Below are 23,350 nucleotides of genomic sequence, written 5' to 3'. Positions count from 1 at the left end.
GGTGCCGTTCGTCGGATGGTTGGTGGTGGCCGTCGTGCTCGCGTCGGCCACCACCGGCCTGCTCTGGGCCCGCCGGCATTTGCTGCTCGTGTCCGTGGTAGGCCGCAGCATGGAGCCGACGCTGCGCGCGGGGGACCGGGTCCTGGCTCGGCGGGTGCCGCTGTCCCGGATCCGCCCCGGGGACGTGGTCGTGGTGGTGGCCCCGGCGGCGATGACCGCCGGCCAGCCTGGTGACGGCGAGCCGGGGCTGTTGATCAAGCGGGCCCACGCGGTGCCCGGCGAGCCGGTGCCGGTGGACCGGGTGCCGCTGCTGCGGCAGCGACGCGAGCGGGTCGTCCCACCGGGGCAACTGGTGGTGCTCGGCGACAACCCGCCGTTCAGCTACGACTCCCGCGAGTGTGGCTACATCTCGGAGCCGGACGTGCTCGGCGTGGTGATCCGGCCCCGGCTGCCCGCCGACTGACCGGCGATCGGGCTTCCGCGACGGGCCGGCCGCCCAGCATGGTCGGCCGGCCTCGCCCTGCGGTGGCGTGCCGCCCGGCATCGGCCGCGCGGCACGCCGATGCCGGCTCAGCAGAGGGGGGTCATGGTGGCCGCGCCGGCAGTGCAGAGGCCGTCGCAGCTTCCGCAGACCTCCTTGCAGGCCATGTTGATCGTGCACCGCTGGAAGTAGCACGTCCTGCAGACCCTGCAGTACGTCTCCGGCGGGCAGCCGGCGGCGGCGGTCACCTTTGGCACGAACACGCCGAGCATCCGCTCGCCCAGGCTCTCAAGTCGACGGAACATCCGTTCACCTCCTCTCGATGTTGATCGATGCCGGGACGCTACGGTCGGCCGGTACACCGGCCCTACAGTCGTCACCGCCACCGGCGCGGCTCGATGTATCCGCGCTGTATCCGCCGCTCCTAGCGTGGGCCTCTCCGCGTCGAGGAGGTGGTACGGATGCGAGCGGTGGAGCTGGCCGCACGGCTGCTGCTGGCCCTGGTGTTCCTGACCGCGGTGGTCGGCAAGTTGCGGGCCCGGGCGGGTTTCGCCGGGTTCGCCGACTCGGTCCGCCAGTTCGGCGTGCCGGCCCGGTGGGCCACCCCGGTCGCCCGTCTCACGGTCGGTGTCGAGGCGGCCGTGGTCGTGCTGCTCGCCGTGCCGCGCACCGTCCCCGCCGGGCTGCTGCTCGCCGCCGGGCTGCTCGGCGTGCTCACCGTCGGGATCGTCGGCGCGCTGCGGCGCGGCGCCCGCCCGGCCTGCCCCTGCTTCGGCGCGGCGGACGCCCCGATCGGCCCGCGGCACGTCGCGCGCAACCTGGCCCTCACCGCGGCGGCGCTGCTCGGCCTGCTCGGCTGGGCTGCCGCCAGCCCGCCCCTGTCGGCGCCGGCGGCGCTGATCACCGCCGGGGTGGCCGTCCCGCTCGCCGCCGTGGTGATCCGCCTCGACGACCTGGTCGCCCTCTTCGCACCTACCCCGCGCCGGGCGCCCCGCCCGGCCGGCCGGACCTGACCCCGAACACCCCCGGCAATCCGAAGGAGCCCCCATGGCGTTGTTGACCGTCGCCGTCGTCCTCGTCGCCGCACTCGGCCTGCTCAACCTGGTGCTGATGCTCGGCGTGATCCGCCGGCTGCGCGAGCACACCGAGCTGCTCAGCGACCGCCCGTCCCCGCAGGCGGAGGTGATGCTGGAGGCCGGGTCGACCCCGGGTGACTTCGTCTCCACCACGGTGGACGGTCAACTGCGCACCCGCGCCGACATCCCGCCCATGACGCTGATGGCCTTCGTCTCGCCGGCCTGCGAGCACTGTGAGGCGCAGCTGCCCCTGCTGATCGATCGGGCGCGGGCCATGCCCGGCGGGACCGAGCACGTGTGGATCGTGGTGGTCGGGAAGGCTGGGCCGGAGGTCGACGCGTACGCCGCCCAGTTCACCGGCCTGGCGACCGTCTTCGTCGAGCCGGGCAGCGGCCCGCTGCCGCTCGCCTTCGAGGTCAAGGGTTACCCCGCGTTCGCCCTGCTCGACGAGCAGGGCGTGGTCCGGTCCACGACGCACGGCCTCGCCCGGTTGGACCTGCCGGTGGCGCGGTGACCGGGCCCCGGCTGACGCTTCGGCGGGCCGCCCGGCACGCCCGGGCGGCCCTCGGGCTCGCCTGGCGGGCCGCTCCCGTCGGCACCGTCACCGACCTGCTGATGGCGCTGCTGTCCGGGGCTGTGCCGGTGGCGGTGGCCGGGCTGACCAAGCTGCTGCTGGACCGGCTCACCGGCGCCGGTGAACGCGGCGTGCCGCTGGCGCTGCTCGGTGTCGGCCTCGCCGGGGTGGCCGCGGCCGGCGTGGTCCTGCCCCACCTGCGTCGCTACGTCGAGACCGAGCGGTCCCGGGCGGTGTCCCGGCTGGTGCGTCGCCGTCTGCACGACGCCGTCTCCCGCCTGGTCGGCCTGGTACGCCTCGAGGACCCGGTCTTTCAGGACCGGCTCCAGGCGGCCCAGCAGACCGGGCACCTCGGGCCGACCCAGCTCACCGGGAACCTGCTCGGCGCAGTGCAGAGCGGGGTGGCGATCGGCGGCTTCTTCGGCGTGCTGCTGGCGCTGAGTCCGCTGATCGGGCTGCTGGTGCTGCTGGCCGCCCTGCCCACCCTGTGGACGCAGCTGCGGCTCAACCGGGCCCGCGCGGCCATGGTGCTGCGGCTGGAGCACTTCCACCGCCGCGACCTGTTCTTCGCCCAGTTGATGACCGGCGTGCCCGCAGCCAAGGAGGTACGGCTGTTCGGCCTGGGCCGATTCTTCGGCGGCCGGATGCTCGACGAGCTGCACGGCATGCATCGGGTGGAGCGCCGGCTGGACGTCCGGGAGACCCGGGCCCAGGGGCTGCTCGCCCTGCTCGGCGCGGTGATCGCCGGTGCCGGCATGGTCTGGGTGGTCACCCGGGCCGCTGCCGGCCAGGTCGGGGTCGGCGACGTGGCGCTGTTCCTGGCGGCCGTGCCCGGGGTGCAGAGTGCGCTGGGTGCGCTGGTCAGCCAGGTCGGCGCGGTCCACCGGGCGCTGCTGCTGTTCGACCACTACGACGAGGTGGTCCACGCCGAGCCGGACCTGCCGGTGCCGGCCGTGCCGCGGCCGGTGCCGCCGCTGCGTCACGGCATCGAGCTGCGCGACGTGTGGTTCCGCTACTCCCCGGAGCATCCCTGGGTGCTGCGCGGGGTGGATCTGCTCCTGCCGGCCGGCGTGACCACCGCGCTGGTGGGGCTCAACGGCGCCGGCAAGAGCACCCTGGTCAAGCTGCTCTGCCGGTTCTACGATCCGGAGCGCGGCGCGATCCTCTGGGACGGCGTGGACCTGCGCGAGTTTGACCCGGCGGCGCTGCGGCAGCGGCTCGGCGCGGTGTTCCAGGACTTCATGCCGTACGACCTCACCGCCGGGGAGAACATCGCCGTCGGCGACCTCGCCGCGCGCGATGATCCCGAGCGGCTGCGGGCCGCCGCGGGGCAGGCCGGCATCGACGCCGCGTTGTCCGCGCTGCCCCGCGGGTACGACACGCTGCTCACTCGGGTCTTCGTCGACGGCCCGGACCGGGACGACCCGCGGGTCGGGGTGGTGCTCTCCGGCGGACAGTGGCAGCGGGTGGCGCTGGCCCGCGGGTTCCTGCGGGCCGACCGCGACCTGCTCGTCCTCGACGAGCCCAGTTCCGGCCTGGACGCCGAGGCCGAGCACGACCTGCACACCCGGCTGCGGGAGCTGCGCCGGGGTCGAACCAGTCTGCTCGTCTCGCACCGGCTCAACGCGGTGCGGGAGGCGGACGTCATCGTGGTGCTCGCCGATGGTCGGGTGGCCGAGCACGGTGACCACGACACGCTGCTCACCGCCGGTGGTGGGTATGCTCGGCTCTTCGCCCTGCAGGCCCGCGGCTATAGATCCGGTGGCCGGTCGGTGGCCGCCGATTCGGTGGCGGCGAGTTCGGCGACCTGACCGGGCCGTGGGCTGCTCAGCCGGCCAGCAGCCCGGCCTCGGCCAGCCGGGGGCGCTCGTCCCGCAGCATTCGGGCCAGCCAGGCCAGCGATCGGTGCGGGCTCTCGTCGAGCCGGCGAGCGGCGGCCCGCAGCGCCCGGGGCAGGCCGCCGCAGAGGGCCACCACGGTGCGGGCCGGGGCCGGCTCCCCAGCTACCCGGCGGTCGCCCACCAGCGCGCGGAGCAGCGCCAGCCCGTCTTCGGGCGGCAGCGGGTCCAGCCGCAGGGTTTGGGCGTACCCGTCGGGCAGCCGGGCGCGGCTGGTGATCAGCAGCGCGCAGCCGCCCCGGGCGGGCAGCAGGCCGTTCACCTGGGCCGGATCGGTGGCGTTGTCGAGCAGCAGCAGCACTTGGCGGCCGAAGAGCGCGGAGCGGACCCGGGCCTGTGCCTCCGCCAGCGTGGTCGACTCAGCGCGGGGCGTCGCGTGCAGTGCGCGCAGCACGCGGTCGGCGATCTCCCGCGACGGCAGCGGCTCCGCCGGCACCGAGCCGCCGAGGTCGAGATGGAGCTGACCGTCGGGGAAGCCGTCCAGCGCGGCGGTCGCGGCGCGCAGCGCCAGCGCCGACTTACCGGCACCGGCCGGCCCGTGCACGGACAGCGCCACCGGCTGCTGCCGGGCACCGGAGAGAGCGGCCCCCAGCAGGGCCAGCTCGGCGCGCCGGCCGACGAAGGGGTCGGCGGCGCAGGGCAACTCGTGCGGCACCGCCGGGGCGCGGTCGGTCACCACGGCGCGGGCGGCCACGCGGCGCCCGGCGGGTCGGATGCCGGGCTCGCCGTGCACGATGGCCCGGTACCGCGCGGTCAGTTCCGGCCCGGGAGCCACCCCCAACTCGCCGGCGAGCGCCCGGCAGGCCCGGCGGTACGCGCGCAGTGCCGCGGCCCGGTCCCCGGCCCGCTGCTCGGCGGTCATCAGCAGCGCCCAGCCGGTCTCCCGCAGCGGGTCCTCCGCCAGGTGCGCGTCGAGCAGGCCGCGCAGCTCGGCCGAGCCCGGGTCGCCGAGGTCCAGCCGACAGGCGGCGTACGCCTCCCGGGCGGCGGCTCGGCGCTCCCGCAACCGGTCGTACGCGGCAACGGTGGCTGCGCCGTACGCCGGTGGTGGCTCGGTGGGCGACCAGAGCGCCAGCGCCCGTTCCAGCCGGTCCACCGCGGTGGCCGTGGCGCCCCGGGCCTGGGCGGCCAGTCCTTCGGTCGTGAGCCGCTCGAACTCCACGGCGTCCACCTCGCCCGGCCCCGTGTGCAGCAGGTAGCCGCCGCTCTCGGCACGCAGCCGGGACGGCTCGCCCGGCGTCCCGAGCAGCCTGCGCAGTTGGCTCGCGTGGCTGCGCAGGTTCGCCACGGCGGACGTGGGTGGCCGCCCCGCCCACAGCTCTTCGCGGAGCCGCTCGACCGGCACCGGCGTGCCGGAGTGCAGCAGCAGCACGACCAGCAGTGCGGTCGGGCGGCCCGGGGGCAACCGTAGCCGTCGGCCGTCGCGGCAGGCCCGAATCGGACCGAGGATCTGCAGCATCAGGCCCATGCGTCCCCCGTGCGTCCCCGCGGGCCGGTGGAGCCGGCCCCGCACCTCCCAATGGCAGCAATGTTAATCGATGGATGTGGGCTGTCGTGGAATTTGTTCGGACGGGCTTTGCGTCGCCGCGGTGCCGCGACGGGCCGATGCTGCGCCGCGCGGATCGGCGCGGTCAGACCCAGCCGCGCAGCGCCGCCTCCACGCCGGCCTGGAAGCGGCTCTCGGCGTCGAGGCGCTTCATCAGGTCGGACACCGTGCGGCGCACGGTGCGCTCGGAAAGCCCCAGCTGGCGGCCGATCGCCTCGTCGGTGCGGCCCCGGCGGAGCAGCCTCAGGATGGCGGTCGCCTGGTCGCTCAGCCCGTCACTGTTCGCCAGCCGCCGGGAGAGGGGTGTGCTCTTGTCCCACAACATCTCGAACAGCAGGCACATCGCCGAGACGAGACGGTTGCCGCGGACCTCCAGTGCGCCGCGCCCGGAACACGGCTCGATCGGGATCAGTGCGAACTGCCGGTCGACGATGGTCATGCGTACCGGGGCCTCCGGCATGACCCGGCTCTGTTCACCACGCTCGGCCATCCACTCGGCGTACGCGAGCGAGGCGGCGTCCTGCAGGGTGTTCTCGTGGTAGATGTGCCGGATCTGCACGCCCCGGGACAGGGCGATCCGGCTGAGCATCTTGCCGGTCTCGATGGCCTCCGCCGGCATCGCCGCGCCGGTGGTCAGCATCTGCACGCTCTCGGTCGCGGTGCTGGCATGCTCGGCGAGGCGGTCGCGCACCGCGTCGAGCCCTTCCAGCCGTACGATCTCCTCCCGCTCGCGGTGGGTGTCGCGGCTGGCGGCATGGGCGAGAACCGAGGCGCGAACCGCCTGGAGCTTCGCCTGCTGGGCGAGCATTTGTTGCTCGGCCTGGTTCAGTAGGGCGATCAGGCCGAGCTGTGGGCCGATCGCGTGCAGGGCGCCGGGCTGGCCGGTCGGCGGCGTGATGAGGGTCTGGTCCGCCAGGGCGGACAGCGCGTCATGGACGACCGTCTCCGGGATGCCGAGATGCGCGACGAGTTCGTCCACGTCCCACGCCGGGTGGTCCAGCATGGCCCAGTACACCGCTTTGGCAGTTGCCGACACTCCCATCCGATCGAGCAAGGTTCCCTCCCTCGCCTTCCAAATTGATCATCCTAATTTAATCCGCGATCATCGCAAGGTTTCAATTGGATGTACGGGGTGTGAAGTCCCTGACCGGTCGGGATCCCGTCCGTGGCGGAACCGGTCACGGCCGGTTCCGGCAACGTCCAAAGTGGTGACAGAGGCCATGGCAGCGCCGCACGCTCTCTCCAGCGCCGACACCCAGGTTTCCCAGGAGAGGAGGGTGCCCGATGCGTATCAGCCGACAGTGGACAACCGGTCCGAGGTCGGTCGTGACCGCGACTCGCGACGGACCCCGGTTTTCGCTCGCAGTGATGCCCGATCGCCGTGGGGTCGGCTCGGAGGGGCAGACGCTGGGACCCGGTCGGCCCGGTTCAGCGGAGGCGCACCGTGCTGCTCACCCGGATCGCGCTACGGCCACCGCACGATGACTGCGACCTGTCCGCCGGCGAGCTGACCGACCTGTTGTGGCTCAACGCCACCGCGGCCGACGGCATCAGGCACATTCACGCCCGCAGGATCGCGGGACGGGTAGCGGTCGCGGTTTTCACGGTGGCCTCCGAGCAGGACATATCCGACTACATCGTGCAGCGCGTCTGCGAGCGTGCGATCCGGAGCGTGCCGGCGCTGCACGGCTGGACGGTCACCTAGGCCGCCCGTCTACAACGGAGAAATCGCGATGGAGCGTGCAGCGGTGAGCCCGCCCGGGCGGCGTGCCACGCCACCGGCGTCCACGCCGACGGCGGCGTTCCGCGTGCTCGGTCCGCTGACGCTCACCAGCGGCGCCGACGCGCTGGTCCTGCCGTCGTCGAAGGTGGCCTCGCTCCTGGCGGCGCTGCTGCTGCATCCCGACGAGGTGGTGTCGGTCGCCACCCTGCAACAGGTGATCTGGGGCGACGAACGGCCATCCTCGGCCAAGGCCGCGCTGCAGACGTGCGCGCTCCGACTTCGGCAGCTGTTCACCCGGCACGGCATCACCGGCAGCGTGATCAAGACAGTGCCCGGGGGCTACCGCATCACGGCCACCCCGGCCACCGTCGACCTGATGCGCTTCCGTGACCTGATCAGCCAGACCCGCGACGAACCGGACCCCGAGGCCGAACTGGCCATGCTGGAAGAGGCGCTCGCGCTGTGGAGCGACCCGGTGCTGGCCAATGTGCCGTCGGAGTCACTGCACCGGGACGTCGTGCCCCGCATCAGCGAGGAGCGCGTCCGGGTGATCGAGCGGGTCTGCGACCTGAAGATCGGGCTGGGCCGCGACCGTTCGGTGCTGGTGGACCTGTGGGCCGCGACCCGCGCCTATCCCGCGAACGAACGGTTCTCCGAGCAGCTCATCGAGGTGCTGTACCGGGCCGGCCGGCAGGCCGACGCGTTGGCGGAACTGCGCAGAGTCAGGGAGCATCTCGGCAACGAACTCGGCGTCGGCCCCGGCCCCGCGCTGCGCGAGCTGGAGCTGACCATCCTGCGCGGCGAGCCGCCCGCCCCGGCCGGCCCGGTGGCGCGACCCGCCGCCCCACTCGGTCACCCCACGGTCGCACCCGGCTTCATCGGCCGGGTCGCGCTCTGCCGCACCATCTCCGACCGACTGCGCGCGGGTGCCCCGATCGTGGTGCTCAGCGGCCCGCCGGGCGTCGGCAAGACCGCGCTGGCGCGGCACGTCGCGCAGCTCGTCGCCGACGACTTCCCCGGCGGTCAGCTGTCGGTGGAGATGGGGCCCGCGACGGGTGCCGTCCCGCCGATCGAGCACGCCGAGCGGCAGCTGCTGGCCGCGATCGGCGGCCACGGCGTCCGCACCGGCCCACGGCTGCTGCTGGTCGACGACGTCGCCGACGCCACGCAGGCACGGGAACTGCCGGCACTGCTGGCCCCCGGCGACGTCCTGCTCCTGACGAGCCGGCCGAGCCTGTCCGGTCTGGTCGCGCGGCTCGGTGGCTGGCTGCATCGGGTCGAGCCACTCGAACCCGCCGACTCCCTCCGGATGCTCGACGGGGCGCTGGGACCTGAGCGGGTCAGCGACGAACCGCAGGCCGCGGCGGACCTCGCGGCGCTGTGCGAGCACCTGCCGTTGGCCCTGCGCATCGCCGCCACCCGTATTCTCCTGCGGGCCCGCATGACCCTCGCGGAAGCGGTCGAATGGCTGCGCGCCGACCCCGTCGGCCGGCTGAGCCTGCCCGGTGATCCGGATATGTCGCTCCGGTTCCGCCTCGACGCCGCGCTGGCGAGGGCGGGAGAACGGCTGGCGGGGGCGTTCGTCCGGCTGACCGCCTCGGCCGCCGACCGGATCACCGCGGACCGGGCTGCGGAGCTGCTCGGCGTCGAACCAGCCGCGGCCCGCGACCTCCTCGACCAACTCGTCGACCACAGCCTGGTGGAAGAGGCCGCCGACCACTACTGGATCCGGGACCTGCTGCGGCTGCACGCACGGGATGCCGCCGACCGTCACGCACCACCCCAGGGTCCGCCACCACCCCCGTACCGAGCGAAGGGATCTCTTTGATGAGCACTGCCTACGACACGGTGGCGCAGACACGCCCGCGGATGCGCCACGATGTGCTGTTCACCCGAACCGAGGACGGGGTGCTGTTCCACAATGCCAACAGCGGCTTCCGGCTCTCCTCCGCCACCGCGTACCGGCTGGCGTCACTGCTCGTTCCGCACCTGAACGGACGCAACAGGGTCGTCGACATCTGCGCCCCGCTGCCCGCCGCGCAGCGCGCCATGATCGGCGAGCTGGTCAGCGCGCTCTACGCGCGCGGCTTCGCTCGTGACGTCCCGGCAGCGGACGGTGACCCGTCGGCGATCCTGGAGCCGGCCGTGGCCGAGCATTTCGCCGCCCAGATCGCCTACCTCGACCACTACATCGACCGGGCGCCGCAGCGGTTCGCCGCGTTCCGCGCGACTCGCGTCGCGGTGCTGGGCACGGGCCCGGTCGCCCGGGCGTGCGCCGCCGCCCTGCTGCGCAACGGTGCCGCCACCGTGACGGTGTCGCCTGCGGTCGCGCCGTCGCTCTCGGCGGAACTGGCCGAGCTGAGTGCGGCGGGTTGCGCCGCGACGGTCGCGGAGCTGAGCGGTGTGAGCATCGACATCGGATGGTCGGCACTGGAGTCGGCGGACATCGTCGTCGTGGCGGCCGGCGACGACGCTCCCCGCGACACCCTGCGGCTACTGGCCGCGGGCATCCCGGAGGATCGGCTGCTCCTGCCGGCCTGGGTCGCCGGGGGGCGCATGCTGGTGGGCCCGGTGCAGGGCGAGGGGCGGCGGGGCTGCTGGTGCTGCGCGATGATGCGACTCGCCGACAACGACGCGACCGGGGCCGCCGGGCACGTGTGGCGGGCCGCGGCGCTACCGTCCGGTGCCGCGCCGACGGTCGCCCAGCCGGACGGTCCGCTGGCGGCGATGGTCGGCAACCTGCTGGCGTACGAGGTCTTCCGGCTCACCACCGGGGTGCTCCCGGCGGAGACCGACGGCAGGGTGCTCGTGCAGCACCTCGCGTCGCTCGATGTCCTGGCCGAGCCGCTGCTGAGCCACCCCGGGTGTGTCTTCTGTCGACCGGAGCCGCCGGAGCTGCCGTGGGACGACGTCGAGCTGGACGTCACGCCCGCCGAGACCGACGAGGAGGAGGATGCGCAGGCGCAGGAGGCCGTGGCCCGGCTGGCCGCCCACCAGCCGCTGCTCCAGCCGCACCTGGGTGTGTTCCGCCGGTACGACGACGAGCAGTGGGACCAGACCCCTGTCAAGATCGGCGCGGTGGAGTTCACCGACGGCAGCGGCCGTCGCCGTACCGTGAGCGCCTTCGACGTCCATCACGTCGCCGCGGCCCGGCTGCGGGCGCTGCGGGTGGCGGCCGTGACCGCCACCGGCCACGCCGCCGTCGCCCGGCCGGCCCCCGACGACGCGCCCCGGCTCGACGCCGCTCGGCTCGGTCTCGCCTCGGGCTGGGGCGACCCCGCCTCGGACGCCTGGGCCGCGGCCCGTTCGCTGCTCACCGGCCAGGTGGCGGCGGTGCCGACGGCGGTGCTGGAGCCGTTCGGGGCGGCCAACCGGGGCCGCGGCGCGGAGCCGACCTGCGCCGGCGGGGGAGCGGGCGGCGACCTCGCCGAAGCGGTCCGGGCCGGGCTGGCCTCCGCGCTCGCCTATCACGCGCTGCGGCAGGTCGTCGACGGTCGAGCCGTGGCGCGGCAGGTCCGCCTCGACACCGTCGGCACCCATCCCGAGCTGGTTTTCCTGACCAAGTCGGCGGCGAACCTCGGCATCACGATGGAGCTGCTCGACCTGGGCGGCCAGCCCGCCACCGGGTTGCCGGTGCTGCTGGCACGCTACCGGGACCAGACGCGCGGTCAGTGGTCGTACGCCCTCGGCGCCGACCCGGTGTGGACGGTGGCGGCCGTCGCCGCGCTGCGCGACCTGCTGGGCCAGGCGCAGCTGCGCGAACAGGCTCCGGAGCTGGTCCCGGACGTCGGTGACCCGATGTTGGGTGACTTCGACGCCGGTACCGTCGCGGCGCACGGCGAGACGGCGGCGGGCGCCGGCGGGGACAGCCGCTGGGCCGATGTGCTGCGCCGGCTGCGGGAGCACGGCCACGACGTCCTCGTGGCGCCCGTCAGTGGCGCGGACCTGGCGGCCGGCGGGCTCGTCGCGGTCAAGGTGCTGCTGACCGAGGATGACCGATGAGCGCCACGCCCGCGACGACCGACGAGCTGATCTGCGCCGGCCTGGCGCGTCTGCTCGCCGAGCGCGGCTGTGACGCCGAGGTGGTCCCACTGGGGACACGCGACGAGCTGACCGCGCCTGCCCGGCCCGCTCGCTCCCCCCGCGTGCTGCTGTACGGGCATGTGGCGCTGCTCGGGCCGGCACCGCAGGCGGCGGCGTGCGGGACCTGCCTGGCGCGGCGCTGGCAGGCGGTGCGGCACCGCGATCTGCGGGACGCGGTCGAACTCGGCGGAGACACCGTCGCGGCCGGTCCGTGGCCGTACGCGACCCCGTTCGTCGCGGACTTCCTGCACGCCCTGATCGAGGCGCGCCGCACCACCGCCACCCGCGACGGCGGCAGCCCGAGCACGGTGTTCCAGGTCGACCTGCACACCCTGCGGGTGCACCGGATTCCGCTGGTGGCCGACCCGGAGTGCCCCGGGTGCGGCGGGGGTGTCGCCGACGCGCCCGAGCTGGCCACGATCGAGCTGCGGGCCACGCCGAAGAGCGCGCCGGGCACGTTCCGCGGCCACGACCTGGACGACTACCCGTTGGACGTCGAGGCCTTCGCCAACCCGGTCTGCGGTGCGCTCGGCGCCACCCTGTGGCAGGACGTCACCTCGTTGTCGACCTCCCCTGCGGTCGGCTCCTTCACCCTGCGCAGCGGCCGCTACCTGCGGGAGACGCTGTACGGCGGGCACGCCGACGGCTACCGGCGCAGCGGCCGCATCGCCGTGCTGGAAGGTCTCGAACGCGCCGCGGGACTGCGCCCACGAACCAAGCGCACCGTGGTCACCGCGACCCTGCGCGAACTGGGCGAGGACGCCCTCGACCCCCGCGCGTGCGGGCTCTACCCCGACGAGTTCTACCAGGCCAACCCGTACGTGCACCGATTCGATCCGGAGCGGCCGATCACCTGGGTCTGGGGCTGGTCGCTGCGGGACCAGCGACCGCTGCTGGTGCCCGAGGTCCTCGTCTACTACCACTCGGCCAGCGTCGAGGAACGCTTCGTCCAGGAGACGTCCAACGGGTGCGCCTCCGGCGCGTCGCTGGTGGAGGCGGTTTACCACGGCCTGATGGAGGCGGTCGAGCGGGACGCCTTCCTGCTGGCCTGGTACGGCGCCCGGTCGCTGCCGGAGATCGATCCGGCCAGCATCGAACGACCGCAGACCCGCATGATGATCGACCGGCTGGCCATGTACGGCTACCGGGCCAGGTTCTTCGACACCCGGATGACCTTCGACATCCCGGTGGTCACCGCGGTGGCCACCCGCGAGGACGGTGGCCTCGGCACGCTGGCGTTCGGGGGCGGGGCGAGCCTCGACCCGCAGGCCGCGATCACGGCGGCCCTGTGCGAGATCGCCACCGACTCGGTGATGGTCCGGGTCCGCGCCGGCGCAGACGAGGCCCGCCTGCGCCGGATGGTGGCCGACTTCTCCCAGGTGCAGGGCCTGCACGACCACCCGTTGCTGTACGGCCTGCCCGAGATGGCGCACCACGCCGCGTTCCTGTTGGAGCGTGGCCCGCGCCCGCTGCCGATGGGCGACCTGTACGAGCGGGACCGCCCCGCCCCGCCCGTCTCCGGCGATCTCCGCGACGACCTCGAGTACTGCCTCAAGGCGGTGACCGCGCAGGGCTTCGACGTGATCGCCGTCAACCAGACCACGCCCGAACAGCGCGACCTGGGCCTGGCCACCGCCAGCGTGGTCGTACCGGGGCTCCTGCCGATCGACTTCGGGTGGCTGCGCCAGCGCGCCCCACACTCGCGGCGGCTGCGGACCGCCTTCCGCAGCGCCGGGCTGCTCGACCGCGACCTGCACGACGACGAGATCCACTCCGTTCCCCACCCGTTCCCGTGAGGTGCGCCATGACGCCTGAGATCCCCGGCTTCGCCCACGCGTACGCGACCGCGATCCTGCGCCGCGGCCGTGATCCGATGCCTCCGGTCGACTTCACCCCCAACTGGGCCGACGCGCCCCGGCGCGGCAAGTACTACCCGGAGGCGACCGCCTTTCCGCTGCCGGCCGCGTCGGCGGTCACCGCCGATCTGGACGCCGCGTTGCACGGCCCCGGAGCCGCCGACGAGCCGTTCACGTTGGCGCTGCTGGCCGGCATGCTGCACGACTCGTACGGGCTGCTCGGGCGTCGGCTCGGCATCCAGGCCAACACCGACCTCGCCGCGCTGCCCTCGTACGCCCACGCCAACTGGCACCGCGGCACCGCCTCCGGCGGCGGCCTCTACCCGTGCAGCGTCTACTGGGTCGCGGGGCCCGGCGCCGGGGTCAGCCCCGGCGTCTACTACTACGCCCATGCCCGCCACGCCATGCAGCGACTGCTGGCCGGTGACGTCACCGCCCGGGTGAACGCGGCGGTCGGCCCGCGTCAGCCCGCCGGCCAGTTCCTGGTCATCGGGGTCAAGTTCTGGCAGAACGCTTTCAAATACAACAACTTCTCCTACCACGCCGTGTCGATGGACGTGGGCACCCTGCTGCAGACCTGGCGACTGTGGGCCGGCGCCCAGGGTCGACGGATCCGGCCGATCCTGTGGTTCGACCAGGCCGCCCTCGCCGACCTGCTCGGGCTCGCGCCCGACGACGAGGCGCTGTTCGCGGTCGTGCCCCTGACCTGGGCCGGGACCGCCCCGGCCGCTGCGGTGGACGCGCCGACGCCGGCGGCCGTGCGGGTCCGCCACACCGACCAGGAGCGGTCCCGCACCGTGCTCAGTTTTGCCACGCTGCGGCAGATCAACCGCAGCACCGCCGTGGCCGTCGACCGGCCGCCGATCGGGGCCCTCGCGGCGGCCGCCGCGCACCCGGCGCCGACGGGCCGGGCCCGCCTGCCGCTGCCACCCGCCGCGCCGATGGAGCTACCCGTCAGCGCCGCTCTCGCGGACCGCCGCAGCAGCTTCGGCCGGTTCTCGGCCCGCCGGCCGATCTCGGCGGAACACCTCGCGGCGCTGCTGCGGGCGACGGCCGGCACCACCGTGCCCTGCGAGATCGACGGCGACGCCGACCGTCCGCTGGCCAAGATCTACGCCTTCGTCAACCATGTCACCGGCGTGCCCGCCGGGGGCTACGAGTACGACCCCGAGGAACACGCCCTGGTCCGGGGCACCGACGGCCCGCCGGGCGACTTCCTCCAGCGGAACTACTTCCTGGCCAACTACAACCTGGAACAGGCCGCGGTCGTTCTCGTCCCGACCGTACGCACCCATGCCGTGCTGGACGCCACCGGCGACCGGGGCTACAACCTCGTCAACGCCACCGTCGGGGCGATCTCCCAGACCTTCTACACGGCCGCCTCGGCGCTGCGCCTCGGCGCGGGGGTGGCGCTGGGCTTCGACAACGTCTCGTACGTCGAGGAGTTGGGGCTCGCCGACACCGGCGAGTTCCCGCTGCTCATCATGCTCGCCGGCCACGAGCGCAGCCAGCTCGGCGACTACCGTTTCGAGCTGCGGTGACACCGGCAACGCGGGTGCCGAGCCCGCTCCGGCCCGCCGCCTCCGCCGACTGGCGGACGGGGTCCTACTTCACCGCCCGGGTCGCCGGCCTGCCCCTGTCGGCGGTCGACCCGCTCCGCTGCCCCCAGGCCTGCGAATGGGCCGACTCCGTGCTCGCCCTGCACGACCGGCTCGCGGCCGACGGGGAGGAGGTCAGCCAGCTGCTGCACGACCTCGTCAACGCCAACGAGGACGAGCACTCCCGGCGACGCCTGCTGGCCCTGCGGCGGCAGATCTTCAACAACGTCCTGCCCGCCTCCCCCGAGCCGGCACTCGCCGCGGTCGAACGCGCCCGCCCGTCGGCGCTGCCGCTGGTGCGCCAGTGGTTGGAGCTGCGCGCGCGGCTCGCCCGGCTCGAGGACGACGGCGCCGCGGTGTTCGCCGCCGACGTCGCCCGGACCCGCGCGCACCTGTGGCGCCTGGCCGACGAGCCGCGTCTGCGCGGCGGCCTGCAACTCGCCTCGCCGACCCTCGACGGGCAGCTCGCCACGGCCGCCCGGCCGGACCTGACCCGCCCGGCCAACAAGCGGACCCGCCGCGTCGAGCGCTCGCTGCTGTCCTACCTCTACCGCACCGCGTGCAAGACCAGCCCGTTCAGCACCTTCACCGCGGTCGCCCTCGGCCGCTTCGACGACACCGGGCCGGGGCTGGACATCACCGTCGGCGAGGACTGGCCGCGCCAGGTCCGCCTCAACGTCGTGCTCGTCGCCCGCCTGGCCGACCTGATCAGCGCCGATCCGCGGCGACGCGGCGACCTGCCGGTGGCGCTGAGCCCGGGCTGGCGCCGCGACGACGACCGGATCCGCTACGTGCGCCACTGGGTCACCGCCGGCGACGACAGCGCCGTGGTCAGCTTCGACTCGGTGCGGGACGGGCTGTTCTTCCTGCGCCGCAGCGGGGTCCTGGACGAGCTCACCGCCCTGCTGCAGGACCGCGGCACGATCCGCTGCGCCGACCTGGTGGACCGGCTGTGCGAGCGGACCGGCGCCGCCCGGGAGGACGGCGAGGCGTACCTGTCGACTCTGCTGCGGCTGGGCATGCTCCGGCTGGTGGGCCTGGACACCGACGTGCACACCCCGGATCCGATGCGGTCGCTGGCCGGCACGCTGGGAAAGCTCGACCGGCCCTGGGCCCGCGAGCTCGCCGACCGGCTCGACGAGATCGTGGGGTTGGTCGACGCCTACCGGCACGGCGACCTCGAGCGGCGCCGGGACCTGCTGCACACGCTGCGGGTCGCGCTGCGTGCGGCGATGGCGGCCCTCGGCGAGCCGGACGCGGCCCTGCCGCAGACCCTGCTGTACGAGGACAGCCGCGTCGGCGGCGCCCCGGTCGTCGTGTCCGCCGAGGCCTGGCAGCGGCTGGTCGGCACCGACCTCGCCGCGGTGGAACGGATCCTGCCCGCCTTCGACCAGAACCTGCCACACCGGATCATGTTCCACGGGTTCTTCCTGGCCCGGTTCGGCGTCGGCGGTCGCTGCGTCGACCTGCTGCGCCTGGTCGAGGACTTCCACGACGACCTCTACGACCAGTACTCCTCCTACACCGCCGGGCGTCGTCCGTTCGCCGACGACGGCACGTACACGCCGGAGGAGAACTGGCTGGGCCGGCCCGAGATGACCGCGCTGGATGAGGCCCGGCAGGCCTTCGCCGCCCGACTGCGTACGCTCGCCGAGGCCCACCCGGACCAGGCCGAGCTGCTGCTGCCCGCGGACCTGCTCGACGACGTGGGCGCGATGCTCGGCGACACCACCCGTGGTTTCCATCCGCAGGGGCACTTCGTGCAGCTGGCCCTGCGCGACCCGGACCCGCTCGTGGTGCTCAACCAGTCGTTCGGTGGACTGTCGTTCCCGTTCAGCCGCTTCACCCACTGCTTCGACGGCGACACCCCGACGCTCGCGGACCGGCTGCGCCGGCAGGCGAGCGCGATCACGCCGGCCGGCGCGGTGTTCGCGGAGCTGACCGGCGGGTCCGCCACCACCAATCTGAACCTGCACGCGAGGCTCACCGACTACGTCATCGTCTGTCCGGGCGAGACCAGCAGCGTCCCCCCGGAACGGCAGCTCACCCTCGACGACCTGTACCTCGTGCACGAGCCGGACACCGACCGGATCGTCCTGCGGTCCACCCGTCTCGACCGGGAGGTCATCCCCGTCTATCTCGGCTATCTGGTGCCGATGGCGCTGCCGCAGATCCCGCGTGCCCTCCTGCTGTTGTCGCCGGCGTCGATGGCGCGGCTCGACGTGTGGCGCGGCGTGCCCGCCGTGACCGGCCGCGACGGTGTCACCACGCGACCGCGGCTGCGCGCCGGCAACCTCGTGCTCAGCCGCCGCAGCTGGTCGGTGCGGGTACGCGACCTGCCGGACGCGGGCGATCCCGCGGCCGAACCGACGGCCTTCCTCGACTGGCGCCGGTGGCGCGTGCGACACGGCGTGCCGCCGCAGGTGTTCGCCACCGTCTACCCGGCCGAGCCGGGCCGGCTGGTGGCCAATCCGAAGCCGCAGTACGTCGACTTCGACAGCCCGCTGTCGTTGCAGGCGTTGCGCGCCGCGCTCGACGCGCCGGACGACCGGATCGTGCTCCGCGAGATGCTGCCCGCCGCGCACGAGCTGGCGGCCCGCAGCGAGCGCGGCGACCACGTCTGTGAGCTGGCCGTGGAGACCTTCCGTACCGACCCCAGGGAGACCCCATGACCGCGTCCGCCGGCGCCGCGCCACTCGACGTCGACCGGGCCACCGACCCGCGTGGGCAGTGGCTCGCCCTGCACGTCTTCTATGCGGCCAACCCGCAGCCCCTGCTGGTCGAGTGCGTCGCACCGCTGGTCCGCGACCTGACCGAGCAGGGGCTGCTCGCCGGCCACTTCTTCATCAACTACTGGTTGGAGGGGCCGCACGTGCGGCTGCGGCTGCGTCCGCGCACCCCCGCCGACGAGCCGGCGGTGCGGGCGCAGGCCGAGGCGGCGGTCAGCCGGTTCCTCGCCACCCGCCCGGCGCTCTACACGATGGGCGCCGGCTACCTGCGGGAGCTCTACGACATCCTCTTCGCGCTGGAGTTTCCCGCCGGCAGGCCGCCGGAGCTGGTCGACGCGAACGGGCAGATGCTGCTGCAGCCGAACAACTCCTTCAGCTACCGGCCCTACGAGCCGGAATACGGCAAGTACGGCGGGCCCGAGGGCATCGAGGTCGCCGAGTGGCACTTCCAGCACTCCAGCGACGTGGTCCTGCGGGCCATCTCGTCGATGAACCTGCATCTGCGCCCGGTGCTGTTGGGCGTCGCCGCGCAGCTGATGACGGTGCTGGCGGGCACGTTCCTGACCGACCGGGAGGAACTTGTCGACTTTCTCGACCGGTACCACCAGTTCTGGCACCGCGCGTTCGCCGGCACCAGCCTCATCGGGATCGACGAGTACACCCGCATGTACGACGGTGTGGCCGCCGAGCTGGGCCGCCGGGTGAAGCTGATCCTCGCCCTCGTCGAGCGGGGCGAGATCCAGCGCCTGCCGGGCTTCCTGCGCGGCTGGGCCGAACACGCCGTGCTGCTCAAGGGGAAGGTGCTTGACCTGGCCGGGTCCGGTCGGTTGACCGTCAGCACGTGGAGCGGCGGCGGGGACCGGGTCATCACCGATCCGGGCGAGGCGCTCGCGGCGCTGCTCTCGCCGTACCTGCACATGACCAACAACCGGCTGCACGCCACCATCCGCGACGAGGCGTACCTGTCCTATCTGCTCGCGCGGGTGCTGCGCGACCCGGAGGTGCCGGCGTGACCGGCCCGGGTCTGCTGGCCAAACGCCCCCGACTGCGCGAGGAGTTGATCTTCTCGCGGCCGTTGCAGCGCGGGGCCGCCACCGTCTACCTGATCAAGGACCGCCGCAACGGGCGCGCGTTCGAGATCGCGGCCAAGGAACAGTTCCTCTTCCGCCGCCTCGACGGCATGCGCTCGCTGGCCGAGATCACCGCCGAGTACGCCGCCGAGTTCGGCCGCCGGCTCGGCGACGAACACTGGATCCGGCTGCTCTGGCTGCTGCACGAGCGCGACCTGCTCAGCAGCGAACCCGCCGAGCCGGTGGCGACACCCCCGCGACACCGGGCGGTCGGCTGGTGGGCCCGTCGGCTGCGGTGGGTGCTGCACCCGACGGTCTTCGCGCTGCTGGGCGTGCTCGTCGCCGCCGTGCTGGCGGGCGTCGTGCTGCGCCTGGACCCGCTCTGGCAGGCCGCGCGCCCGGCGTTCACCGACCCCGTCAGCCTGCTCGTGCTGGTGCCGCTCGCCTGGCTCGGGGCCGCGCTGCACGAGTTCGCCCACGCGGTGGCGGCCGTGCACTTCGGAGCCACCGTCAACCGCATCAACCTGGCCACCCTCACCTGCCGGGTCGACGACTACCAGTATCTGCCGCGACGTCGGGAGCAGGTGGTGATCGCGGCTGCCGGCGGGGTGGCCAACGGCCTGTTCCTGCTGCTCGCCGGCGCCGCGCTCGCGGCCGCGCCGGGCGGTTCCACCGGCCGGCTGTTCAGCGCGTACGTTCTCCTCGGCGCGGCCCAGACGCTGGTCAACTTCATCCCCCTGTCGCCACTGGACGGTTACAAGATCCTCAGCCAACTGCTGGGCGCGCTGGACCTGGCCCCGGAGAGCCGCCGCTACCTGTACACGGCGCCTCGGCGGCTGCTGCGGCGAGCCGGCACCCGCTACCCGCGTCGGGCCGCGATCTGTCTCGGCCTCTACGGTCTCTGGTGGATATTCGCGGTCGCCACGGTCGCCGTCACCGTGATCTACTTCGTTGGCGCGTGGCTCGAGCCCGGTCTCGGCGCGCTCGGCTACGTCCTGCCCGCCGCGATCGTCGGCCTGACGATCGCCGGCTGGCTGGCCCGGCCCCGACGCGTCCGCCCCACCGACCCGTCGCCGCCCCAACCTCTCCGGCAGGACAACCAGTGAAAGGCGAGCCAATGTCACCCACCGACGGTCCAGCCATCGTGCTGGACGCAGTGAGCAAGTCGTATGGCGAGGTGAGGGCGGTTGACGACATCTCGGTCTCGATCAGCCGCGGCGAGTTCTTCGGTCTGCTCGGGCCCAACGGGGCGGGCAAGACGACGCTCATCGAGATGATCGAGGGCCTGCGCACCCCCGACAGCGGCAGCGTGACCGTCCTGGGCATGTCGCCGGCCCCGCGCAACCTCGCCCTGCTGCCCCGCATCGGTGTGCAGACCCAGCGCTCGGCGTTCTTCACCCGACTGACCGCCCGCGAGCATCTGGTGACGGTCGCCGCGCTGTACGGCCTGCCCGCGTCCGCCGCCGACCGGGCGCTGGAACTGGTCGGGCTGACCGCTTCGGCCAACGTGCGGGTCACCAACGTCTCCGGCGGCCAGCGCCAGCGCCTGGCCATCGCCTCGGCGCTCGTGCACGACCCGCAGGTGATCTTCTTGGACGAGCCCACCGCCGCACTGGACCCGCAGGCCCGCCGCGACCTCGGGCAGATGTTGCGGCAACTCAAGGCCATCGGCAAGACCATCGTCTACACCACCCACCACCTCGACGAGGCGCAGGGGCTGTGCGACCGGGTCGCCATCCTCGCCGCCGGGCGCATCCTCGCCCTCGACGCTCCCCGGGAGCTGATCGCCCGTTCCGGCGTCGGCACCCGGCTGGTCGTGCCCCCCGGCCGGCTCAGCCCTGAGCGGGCCGGCCAGCTCGACGGCGTCGACGGCGTCGACCTTGAGGACGGCGCCGTCGTCCTGCGTACGACACAGGCCGCCCGGGTGCTGGCCGCGCTCGGCGCCGAGGGCAGCCTGGACGACGTGGAGACCCGGCCCGCCACCCTGGAAGACGTCTACCTCAAGCTGATGGGAGCGCCGCAAGCATGAGCGCGTACGCCGCACTGTCCCGAGCCACCTACAAGGCAACCGTCCGGGACGCCACGACACTCTTCTTCACCTTCGCGTTCCCGCTCGTGTTCCTGCTCATCTTCGGGCTGATCTTCCGCAACCAGGAGGTCGCCGAGACCGGCCACGGCTACATCGATTTCATCGCCCCGGGCGTCCTGTCCTGGGGTCTGGCCAGCGCCGCCCTGTTCGGGGTGTCGTTCACCCTGATGCAGTGGCGCAACGACGACCTGCTGCGCATCATTCGGCTCTCCCCGACCAGCATCTGGTCGGTGATCGGCTCCCGCTACGTCGTCGCGCTCGCCATCGGCGTGGCCCAGAGCCTGCTCTTCGTCGGCATTGCCATGCTGCCGTTCCTCGGCATGCGTCCCGACCCGAAGTGGCCGCTGTCGGTGCCGGTGATGCTGCTCGCGGTCACGGCGTTCCTGGCCCTCGGCCTGATCGTCGGCTCCCGGGCGGACACCCCCGAGGCGGTCGCCGCGATCGCCAACTGCATCGTGGTGCCGATGGCGTTCCTGTCCGGCTCGTTCTACCCGCTCGAACTCATGCCGGGCTGGCTGCAGGGAATCTCGCGGGCCCTGCCGCTGCGCTACGTCAACGACGGCATGGCGTACGCGTTCACCGGGTTCGGCACGATGAACGACTACCTGCTGGCGTGCGGCGCACTGGTCGCCTTCGCCGTCGTGTTCGCGGCCATCGGCGTGCGTACCTTCCGCTGGAGCCACGACAAGTGACCACGACCGCGGCGGCGGCAGTGCCGACTGCTCCGCTGTCCTCCGCCGCGGCCCGGCTGCGTGACCACCTGCACGACCGCTGGACGGCGCAGCCCACGGGCCGTGAACCGCGCGTCGTGACGCTGGGCGGGGGCAACGCGCTCGCCGGGCCGCAGCCGGACCGCCGCGACGCCACCGTGCACCTCAGCGCGGACGCCGTGCTGATCGGCCCGCTGGGCGGCACTGCGGCGCACCCGGCGTGCGGGCACTGCCTGGCCGTCCGGTGGCAACGGCTACGCACCCGCAGCGAACGCGACGCCCTGGAGGTCGGCGACGGGATGACCGCGGTCGGTCCGTGGCCGCCGCTGACCGCCTACCAGCTCGACGCGGTCTGGGACCTCTACCGGGCCGTCCACGCCGGCCCGCCGCTGCCACCGCCGCCCACCTGGGACCGGCACAGCGCCCCGCTCGCCCGGGTCAGCCAACTCGACCTCGGCAGCCTGCGGGTGCGGACGTACCCGATCCTGACCGAGCCGCGCTGCCCGACGTGCTCGGTCCCGCGGCCCGACACGCCCACCGACCCGGCGAGCCTGTGGCAGCCACGGCCGAAACCGCATCCCGACTCGTACCGCCTCCGCCCCGCCGGTGGCTACCCGATGCCGGAGACCGCGCTGGTCAACCCCGTCTGCGGAGCCCTGGGGGCGGGCACCCAGCTCACCATCACCTCACCCACCACCGCGCCGGTCACCGGCAGCGTCTTCATCCGCGGCTACGGCGGGCTGCTCGACGTCTCCTGGAGCGGCCAGTCGACCGGCTACGACGCCAGCCGGTCACTCGCGTACCTGGAGGGCCTGGAGCGTTACGCGGGCACGCACCGGCGGCGCAACGTGACCCCGGTCGTCGCGGCCTACGCGGACGTCAGCGCGGACGCCCTGCACCCCGACAGCTGCGGCACCCTGCCCGACGCCGTGTACGGCACCGACCCGATCCTGCGCCCGTTCTCGCCGGACCGGCCGATACCGTGGGTGTGGGGCCACAACCTGCACACCGACCGGCCGGTGCTGGTGCCACGCCGGCTCTGCTTCTACAGCTCGCCGGCCGCGGACGACACCTTCGTGCTGTCGTCCTCCAGCGGCTGCGCCACCGGCAGCTGCCTGGCGGAGGCGGCCCTGTTCGGGCTGCTGGAGCTGATCGAGCGCGACGCGTTCCTGCTGGCCTGGTACGGCAACCTGACCCTGCCCCGGATCGACCTGTCCTGCGGCCCGCCGGCGGTGCGGGCGATGGCCGACCGGGCCGAGCTGCAGGGGTATCGCCTGCTCGCCTTCGACAACCGGATCGACCTCGACGTTCCCGTCGTCACCAGCCTCGCCGTACGCCACGACGGTGGTCCCGGCCTGCTGTCGTTCGCCGCCGCGGCCCACGTCGACCCGCATCAGGCCGTCGCCGGCGCGCTCGCCGAAACGCTCACCTACATCCCCCATCAGCCCGGCACGGTGCGTCGCCGCCGGGCCGAGCTGGAGCAGATGGCCGACGACTACACCCTCGTGCGCCGGCTGCCGGACCACTCGGCGCTGTTCGGCCTGCCGCGGATGGCGCAGCACGCCGGCACGTACCTGCGGGGCGGTGAGCCGCTGCCCATGGAGCAGGTGTACGCCGGCTACCACCCGACGGGCGGCGGGGACCTGCGCGACGACCTCCACCGGGTGCTCGACACCCTGCGGGAGCGCGGGTTCGAGGCGATCATGGTCGACCAGACCACACCGGAGCAGGAGACCATCGGGCTCCGCTCGGTGTGCATGATCGTGCCCGGGCTGCTGCCGATCGACTTCGGCTGGACCCGGCAGCGGGCCCTGCAGATGCCGCGGCTGCGCACGGCGCCGCAGGCGGCGGGCCTGGCCGATGGCGCCCGCACCGACAACGATCTGCGTCTCGTGCCGCACCCGTTCCCGTAAGCCG

At 73.6% G+C, this 23,350-nt stretch carries 18 protein-coding genes; 15 read left to right on the top strand and 3 right to left on the bottom strand.

Features of this window, described 5'->3' with window-relative positions; genetic code table 11:
* Position 1: 1 nt before the first annotated feature.
* Positions 2-463, top strand: a complete 462-nt coding sequence (locus ABZ671_RS12260; RefSeq protein ID WP_357855529.1) for a S26 family signal peptidase — start codon at positions 2-4, stop codon at positions 461-463.
* Between the two features lie 107 nt (positions 464-570).
* Here the strand turns inward: ABZ671_RS12260 and ABZ671_RS12255 are convergent, their stop codons facing one another.
* Positions 571-786: a hypothetical protein gene (locus ABZ671_RS12255; RefSeq protein ID WP_357855526.1), complete on the bottom strand. Its 216-nt coding sequence runs from the start codon at positions 784-786 to the stop codon at positions 571-573.
* Positions 787-942: 156 nt separating this feature from the next.
* On the opposite strand from ABZ671_RS12255, the gene ABZ671_RS12250 reads away from it, so the two are divergent.
* The 3 genes from ABZ671_RS12250 to ABZ671_RS12240 are packed head-to-tail and all read left to right on the top strand — an operon-like array spanning position 943 to position 3,942.
* Positions 943-1,494, top strand: a complete 552-nt coding sequence (locus ABZ671_RS12250) for a MauE/DoxX family redox-associated membrane protein (RefSeq protein ID WP_357855524.1) — start codon at positions 943-945, stop codon at positions 1,492-1,494.
* Between the two features lie 34 nt (positions 1,495-1,528).
* Positions 1,529-2,071, top strand: coding sequence for a thioredoxin-like domain-containing protein (locus ABZ671_RS12245; protein ID WP_357855521.1), 543 nt, complete (start codon positions 1,529-1,531; stop codon positions 2,069-2,071).
* Positions 2,068-3,942 (top strand): ABC transporter ATP-binding protein, encoded by a 1,875-nt coding sequence (locus ABZ671_RS12240; RefSeq protein WP_357855518.1) that lies wholly within the window; start codon positions 2,068-2,070, stop codon positions 3,940-3,942. The genes ABZ671_RS12245 and ABZ671_RS12240 overlap by 4 nt, the downstream gene beginning before the upstream one ends.
* 16 nt (positions 3,943-3,958) lie before the next feature.
* Here ABZ671_RS12240 and ABZ671_RS12235 read toward each other — a convergent pair whose 3' ends face one another.
* Entirely contained in the window at positions 3,959-5,497 is a 1,539-nt protein-coding gene (locus ABZ671_RS12235) for a BTAD domain-containing putative transcriptional regulator (RefSeq protein ID WP_357855515.1), read from the bottom strand.
* A gap of 163 nt (positions 5,498-5,660) precedes the next feature.
* Positions 5,661-6,578 (bottom strand): helix-turn-helix transcriptional regulator, encoded by a 918-nt coding sequence (locus ABZ671_RS12230; RefSeq protein ID WP_357855759.1) that lies wholly within the window; start codon positions 6,576-6,578, stop codon positions 5,661-5,663.
* Between the two features lie 441 nt (positions 6,579-7,019).
* On the opposite strand from ABZ671_RS12230, the gene ABZ671_RS12225 reads away from it, so the two are divergent.
* The 11 genes from ABZ671_RS12225 to ABZ671_RS12175 are packed head-to-tail and all read left to right on the top strand — an operon-like array spanning position 7,020 to position 23,346.
* Positions 7,020-7,280: a hypothetical protein gene (locus ABZ671_RS12225; protein ID WP_357855512.1), complete on the top strand. Its 261-nt coding sequence runs from the start codon at positions 7,020-7,022 to the stop codon at positions 7,278-7,280.
* A gap of 28 nt (positions 7,281-7,308) precedes the next feature.
* On the top strand, positions 7,309-9,126 hold the full coding sequence (locus tag ABZ671_RS12220) for a BTAD domain-containing putative transcriptional regulator (protein ID WP_357855510.1): 1,818 nt from the start codon (positions 7,309-7,311) through the stop codon (positions 9,124-9,126).
* Positions 9,126-11,300 (top strand): TOMM precursor leader peptide-binding protein, encoded by a 2,175-nt coding sequence (locus tag ABZ671_RS12215; RefSeq protein ID WP_357855507.1) that lies wholly within the window; start codon positions 9,126-9,128, stop codon positions 11,298-11,300. Before ABZ671_RS12220 ends, ABZ671_RS12215 begins: the two co-directional genes overlap by 1 nt.
* Positions 11,297-13,177 carry a TOMM precursor leader peptide-binding protein gene (locus ABZ671_RS12210; RefSeq protein WP_357855504.1) on the top strand — a complete coding sequence of 627 codons (1,881 nt, stop codon included), beginning with the start codon at positions 11,297-11,299 and terminating at the stop codon, positions 13,175-13,177. Before ABZ671_RS12215 ends, ABZ671_RS12210 begins: the two co-directional genes overlap by 4 nt.
* 8 nt (positions 13,178-13,185) lie before the next feature.
* Positions 13,186-14,778 carry a SagB family peptide dehydrogenase gene (locus tag ABZ671_RS12205; protein ID WP_357855501.1) on the top strand — a complete coding sequence of 531 codons (1,593 nt, stop codon included), beginning with the start codon at positions 13,186-13,188 and terminating at the stop codon, positions 14,776-14,778.
* Positions 14,775-17,507: a lantibiotic dehydratase gene (locus ABZ671_RS12200; protein WP_357855498.1), complete on the top strand. Its 2,733-nt coding sequence runs from the start codon at positions 14,775-14,777 to the stop codon at positions 17,505-17,507. The genes ABZ671_RS12205 and ABZ671_RS12200 overlap by 4 nt, the downstream gene beginning before the upstream one ends.
* A complete protein-coding gene (locus ABZ671_RS12195) occupies positions 17,504-18,577 on the top strand; it encodes a lantibiotic dehydratase C-terminal domain-containing protein (protein WP_357855495.1) in 1,074 nt (357 codons plus the stop codon). Before ABZ671_RS12200 ends, ABZ671_RS12195 begins: the two co-directional genes overlap by 4 nt.
* On the top strand, positions 18,574-19,740 hold the full coding sequence (locus ABZ671_RS12190; protein ID WP_357855492.1) for a peptidase M50: 1,167 nt from the start codon (positions 18,574-18,576) through the stop codon (positions 19,738-19,740). Before ABZ671_RS12195 ends, ABZ671_RS12190 begins: the two co-directional genes overlap by 4 nt.
* Complete coding sequence (locus ABZ671_RS12185; protein ID WP_357855489.1) at positions 19,737-20,663, top strand: ABC transporter ATP-binding protein; 927 nt, start codon at positions 19,737-19,739, stop codon at positions 20,661-20,663. The genes ABZ671_RS12190 and ABZ671_RS12185 overlap by 4 nt, the downstream gene beginning before the upstream one ends.
* Positions 20,660-21,415, top strand: a complete 756-nt coding sequence (locus ABZ671_RS12180; protein WP_357855486.1) for an ABC transporter permease — start codon at positions 20,660-20,662, stop codon at positions 21,413-21,415. The genes ABZ671_RS12185 and ABZ671_RS12180 overlap by 4 nt, the downstream gene beginning before the upstream one ends.
* A complete protein-coding gene (locus ABZ671_RS12175) occupies positions 21,412-23,346 on the top strand; it encodes a TOMM precursor leader peptide-binding protein (RefSeq protein WP_357855483.1) in 1,935 nt (644 codons plus the stop codon). Before ABZ671_RS12180 ends, ABZ671_RS12175 begins: the two co-directional genes overlap by 4 nt.
* The last annotated feature ends 4 nt before the right edge of the window (positions 23,347-23,350 follow it).

Origin of the sequence: Micromonospora sp. NPDC006766, assembly GCF_040636055.1 — a bacterium.
Classification (GTDB): domain Bacteria; phylum Actinomycetota; class Actinomycetes; order Mycobacteriales; family Micromonosporaceae; genus Micromonospora.
This window is presented reverse-complemented; position numbering and strand designations above follow the sequence as displayed.

What these genes read in the sequence shown, in the direction of transcription:
- ABZ671_RS12180 (WP_357855486.1), top strand. Translation starts at nt 20,660, where the DNA reads ATGAGCGCGTACGCCGCACTGTCCCGAGCCACCTACAAGGCAACCGTC.
- ABZ671_RS12195 (WP_357855495.1), top strand. Translation starts at nt 17,504, where the DNA reads ATGACCGCGTCCGCCGGCGCCGCGCCACTCGACGTCGACCGGGCCACC.
- ABZ671_RS12250 (WP_357855524.1), top strand. Translation starts at nt 943, where the DNA reads ATGCGAGCGGTGGAGCTGGCCGCACGGCTGCTGCTGGCCCTGGTGTTC.
- ABZ671_RS12235 (WP_357855515.1), bottom strand. Translation starts at nt 5,497, where the DNA reads ATGGGCCTGATGCTGCAGATCCTCGGTCCGATTCGGGCCTGCCGCGAC.
- ABZ671_RS12205 (WP_357855501.1), top strand. Translation starts at nt 13,186, where the DNA reads ATGACGCCTGAGATCCCCGGCTTCGCCCACGCGTACGCGACCGCGATC.
- ABZ671_RS12230 (WP_357855759.1), bottom strand. Translation starts at nt 6,578, where the DNA reads ATGCTGGACCACCCGGCGTGGGACGTGGACGAACTCGTCGCGCATCTC.
- ABZ671_RS12220 (WP_357855510.1), top strand. Translation starts at nt 7,309, where the DNA reads ATGGAGCGTGCAGCGGTGAGCCCGCCCGGGCGGCGTGCCACGCCACCG.
- ABZ671_RS12215 (WP_357855507.1), top strand. Translation starts at nt 9,126, where the DNA reads ATGAGCACTGCCTACGACACGGTGGCGCAGACACGCCCGCGGATGCGC.
- ABZ671_RS12255 (WP_357855526.1), bottom strand. Translation starts at nt 786, where the DNA reads ATGTTCCGTCGACTTGAGAGCCTGGGCGAGCGGATGCTCGGCGTGTTC.
- ABZ671_RS12210 (WP_357855504.1), top strand. Translation starts at nt 11,297, where the DNA reads ATGAGCGCCACGCCCGCGACGACCGACGAGCTGATCTGCGCCGGCCTG.
- ABZ671_RS12245 (WP_357855521.1), top strand. Translation starts at nt 1,529, where the DNA reads ATGGCGTTGTTGACCGTCGCCGTCGTCCTCGTCGCCGCACTCGGCCTG.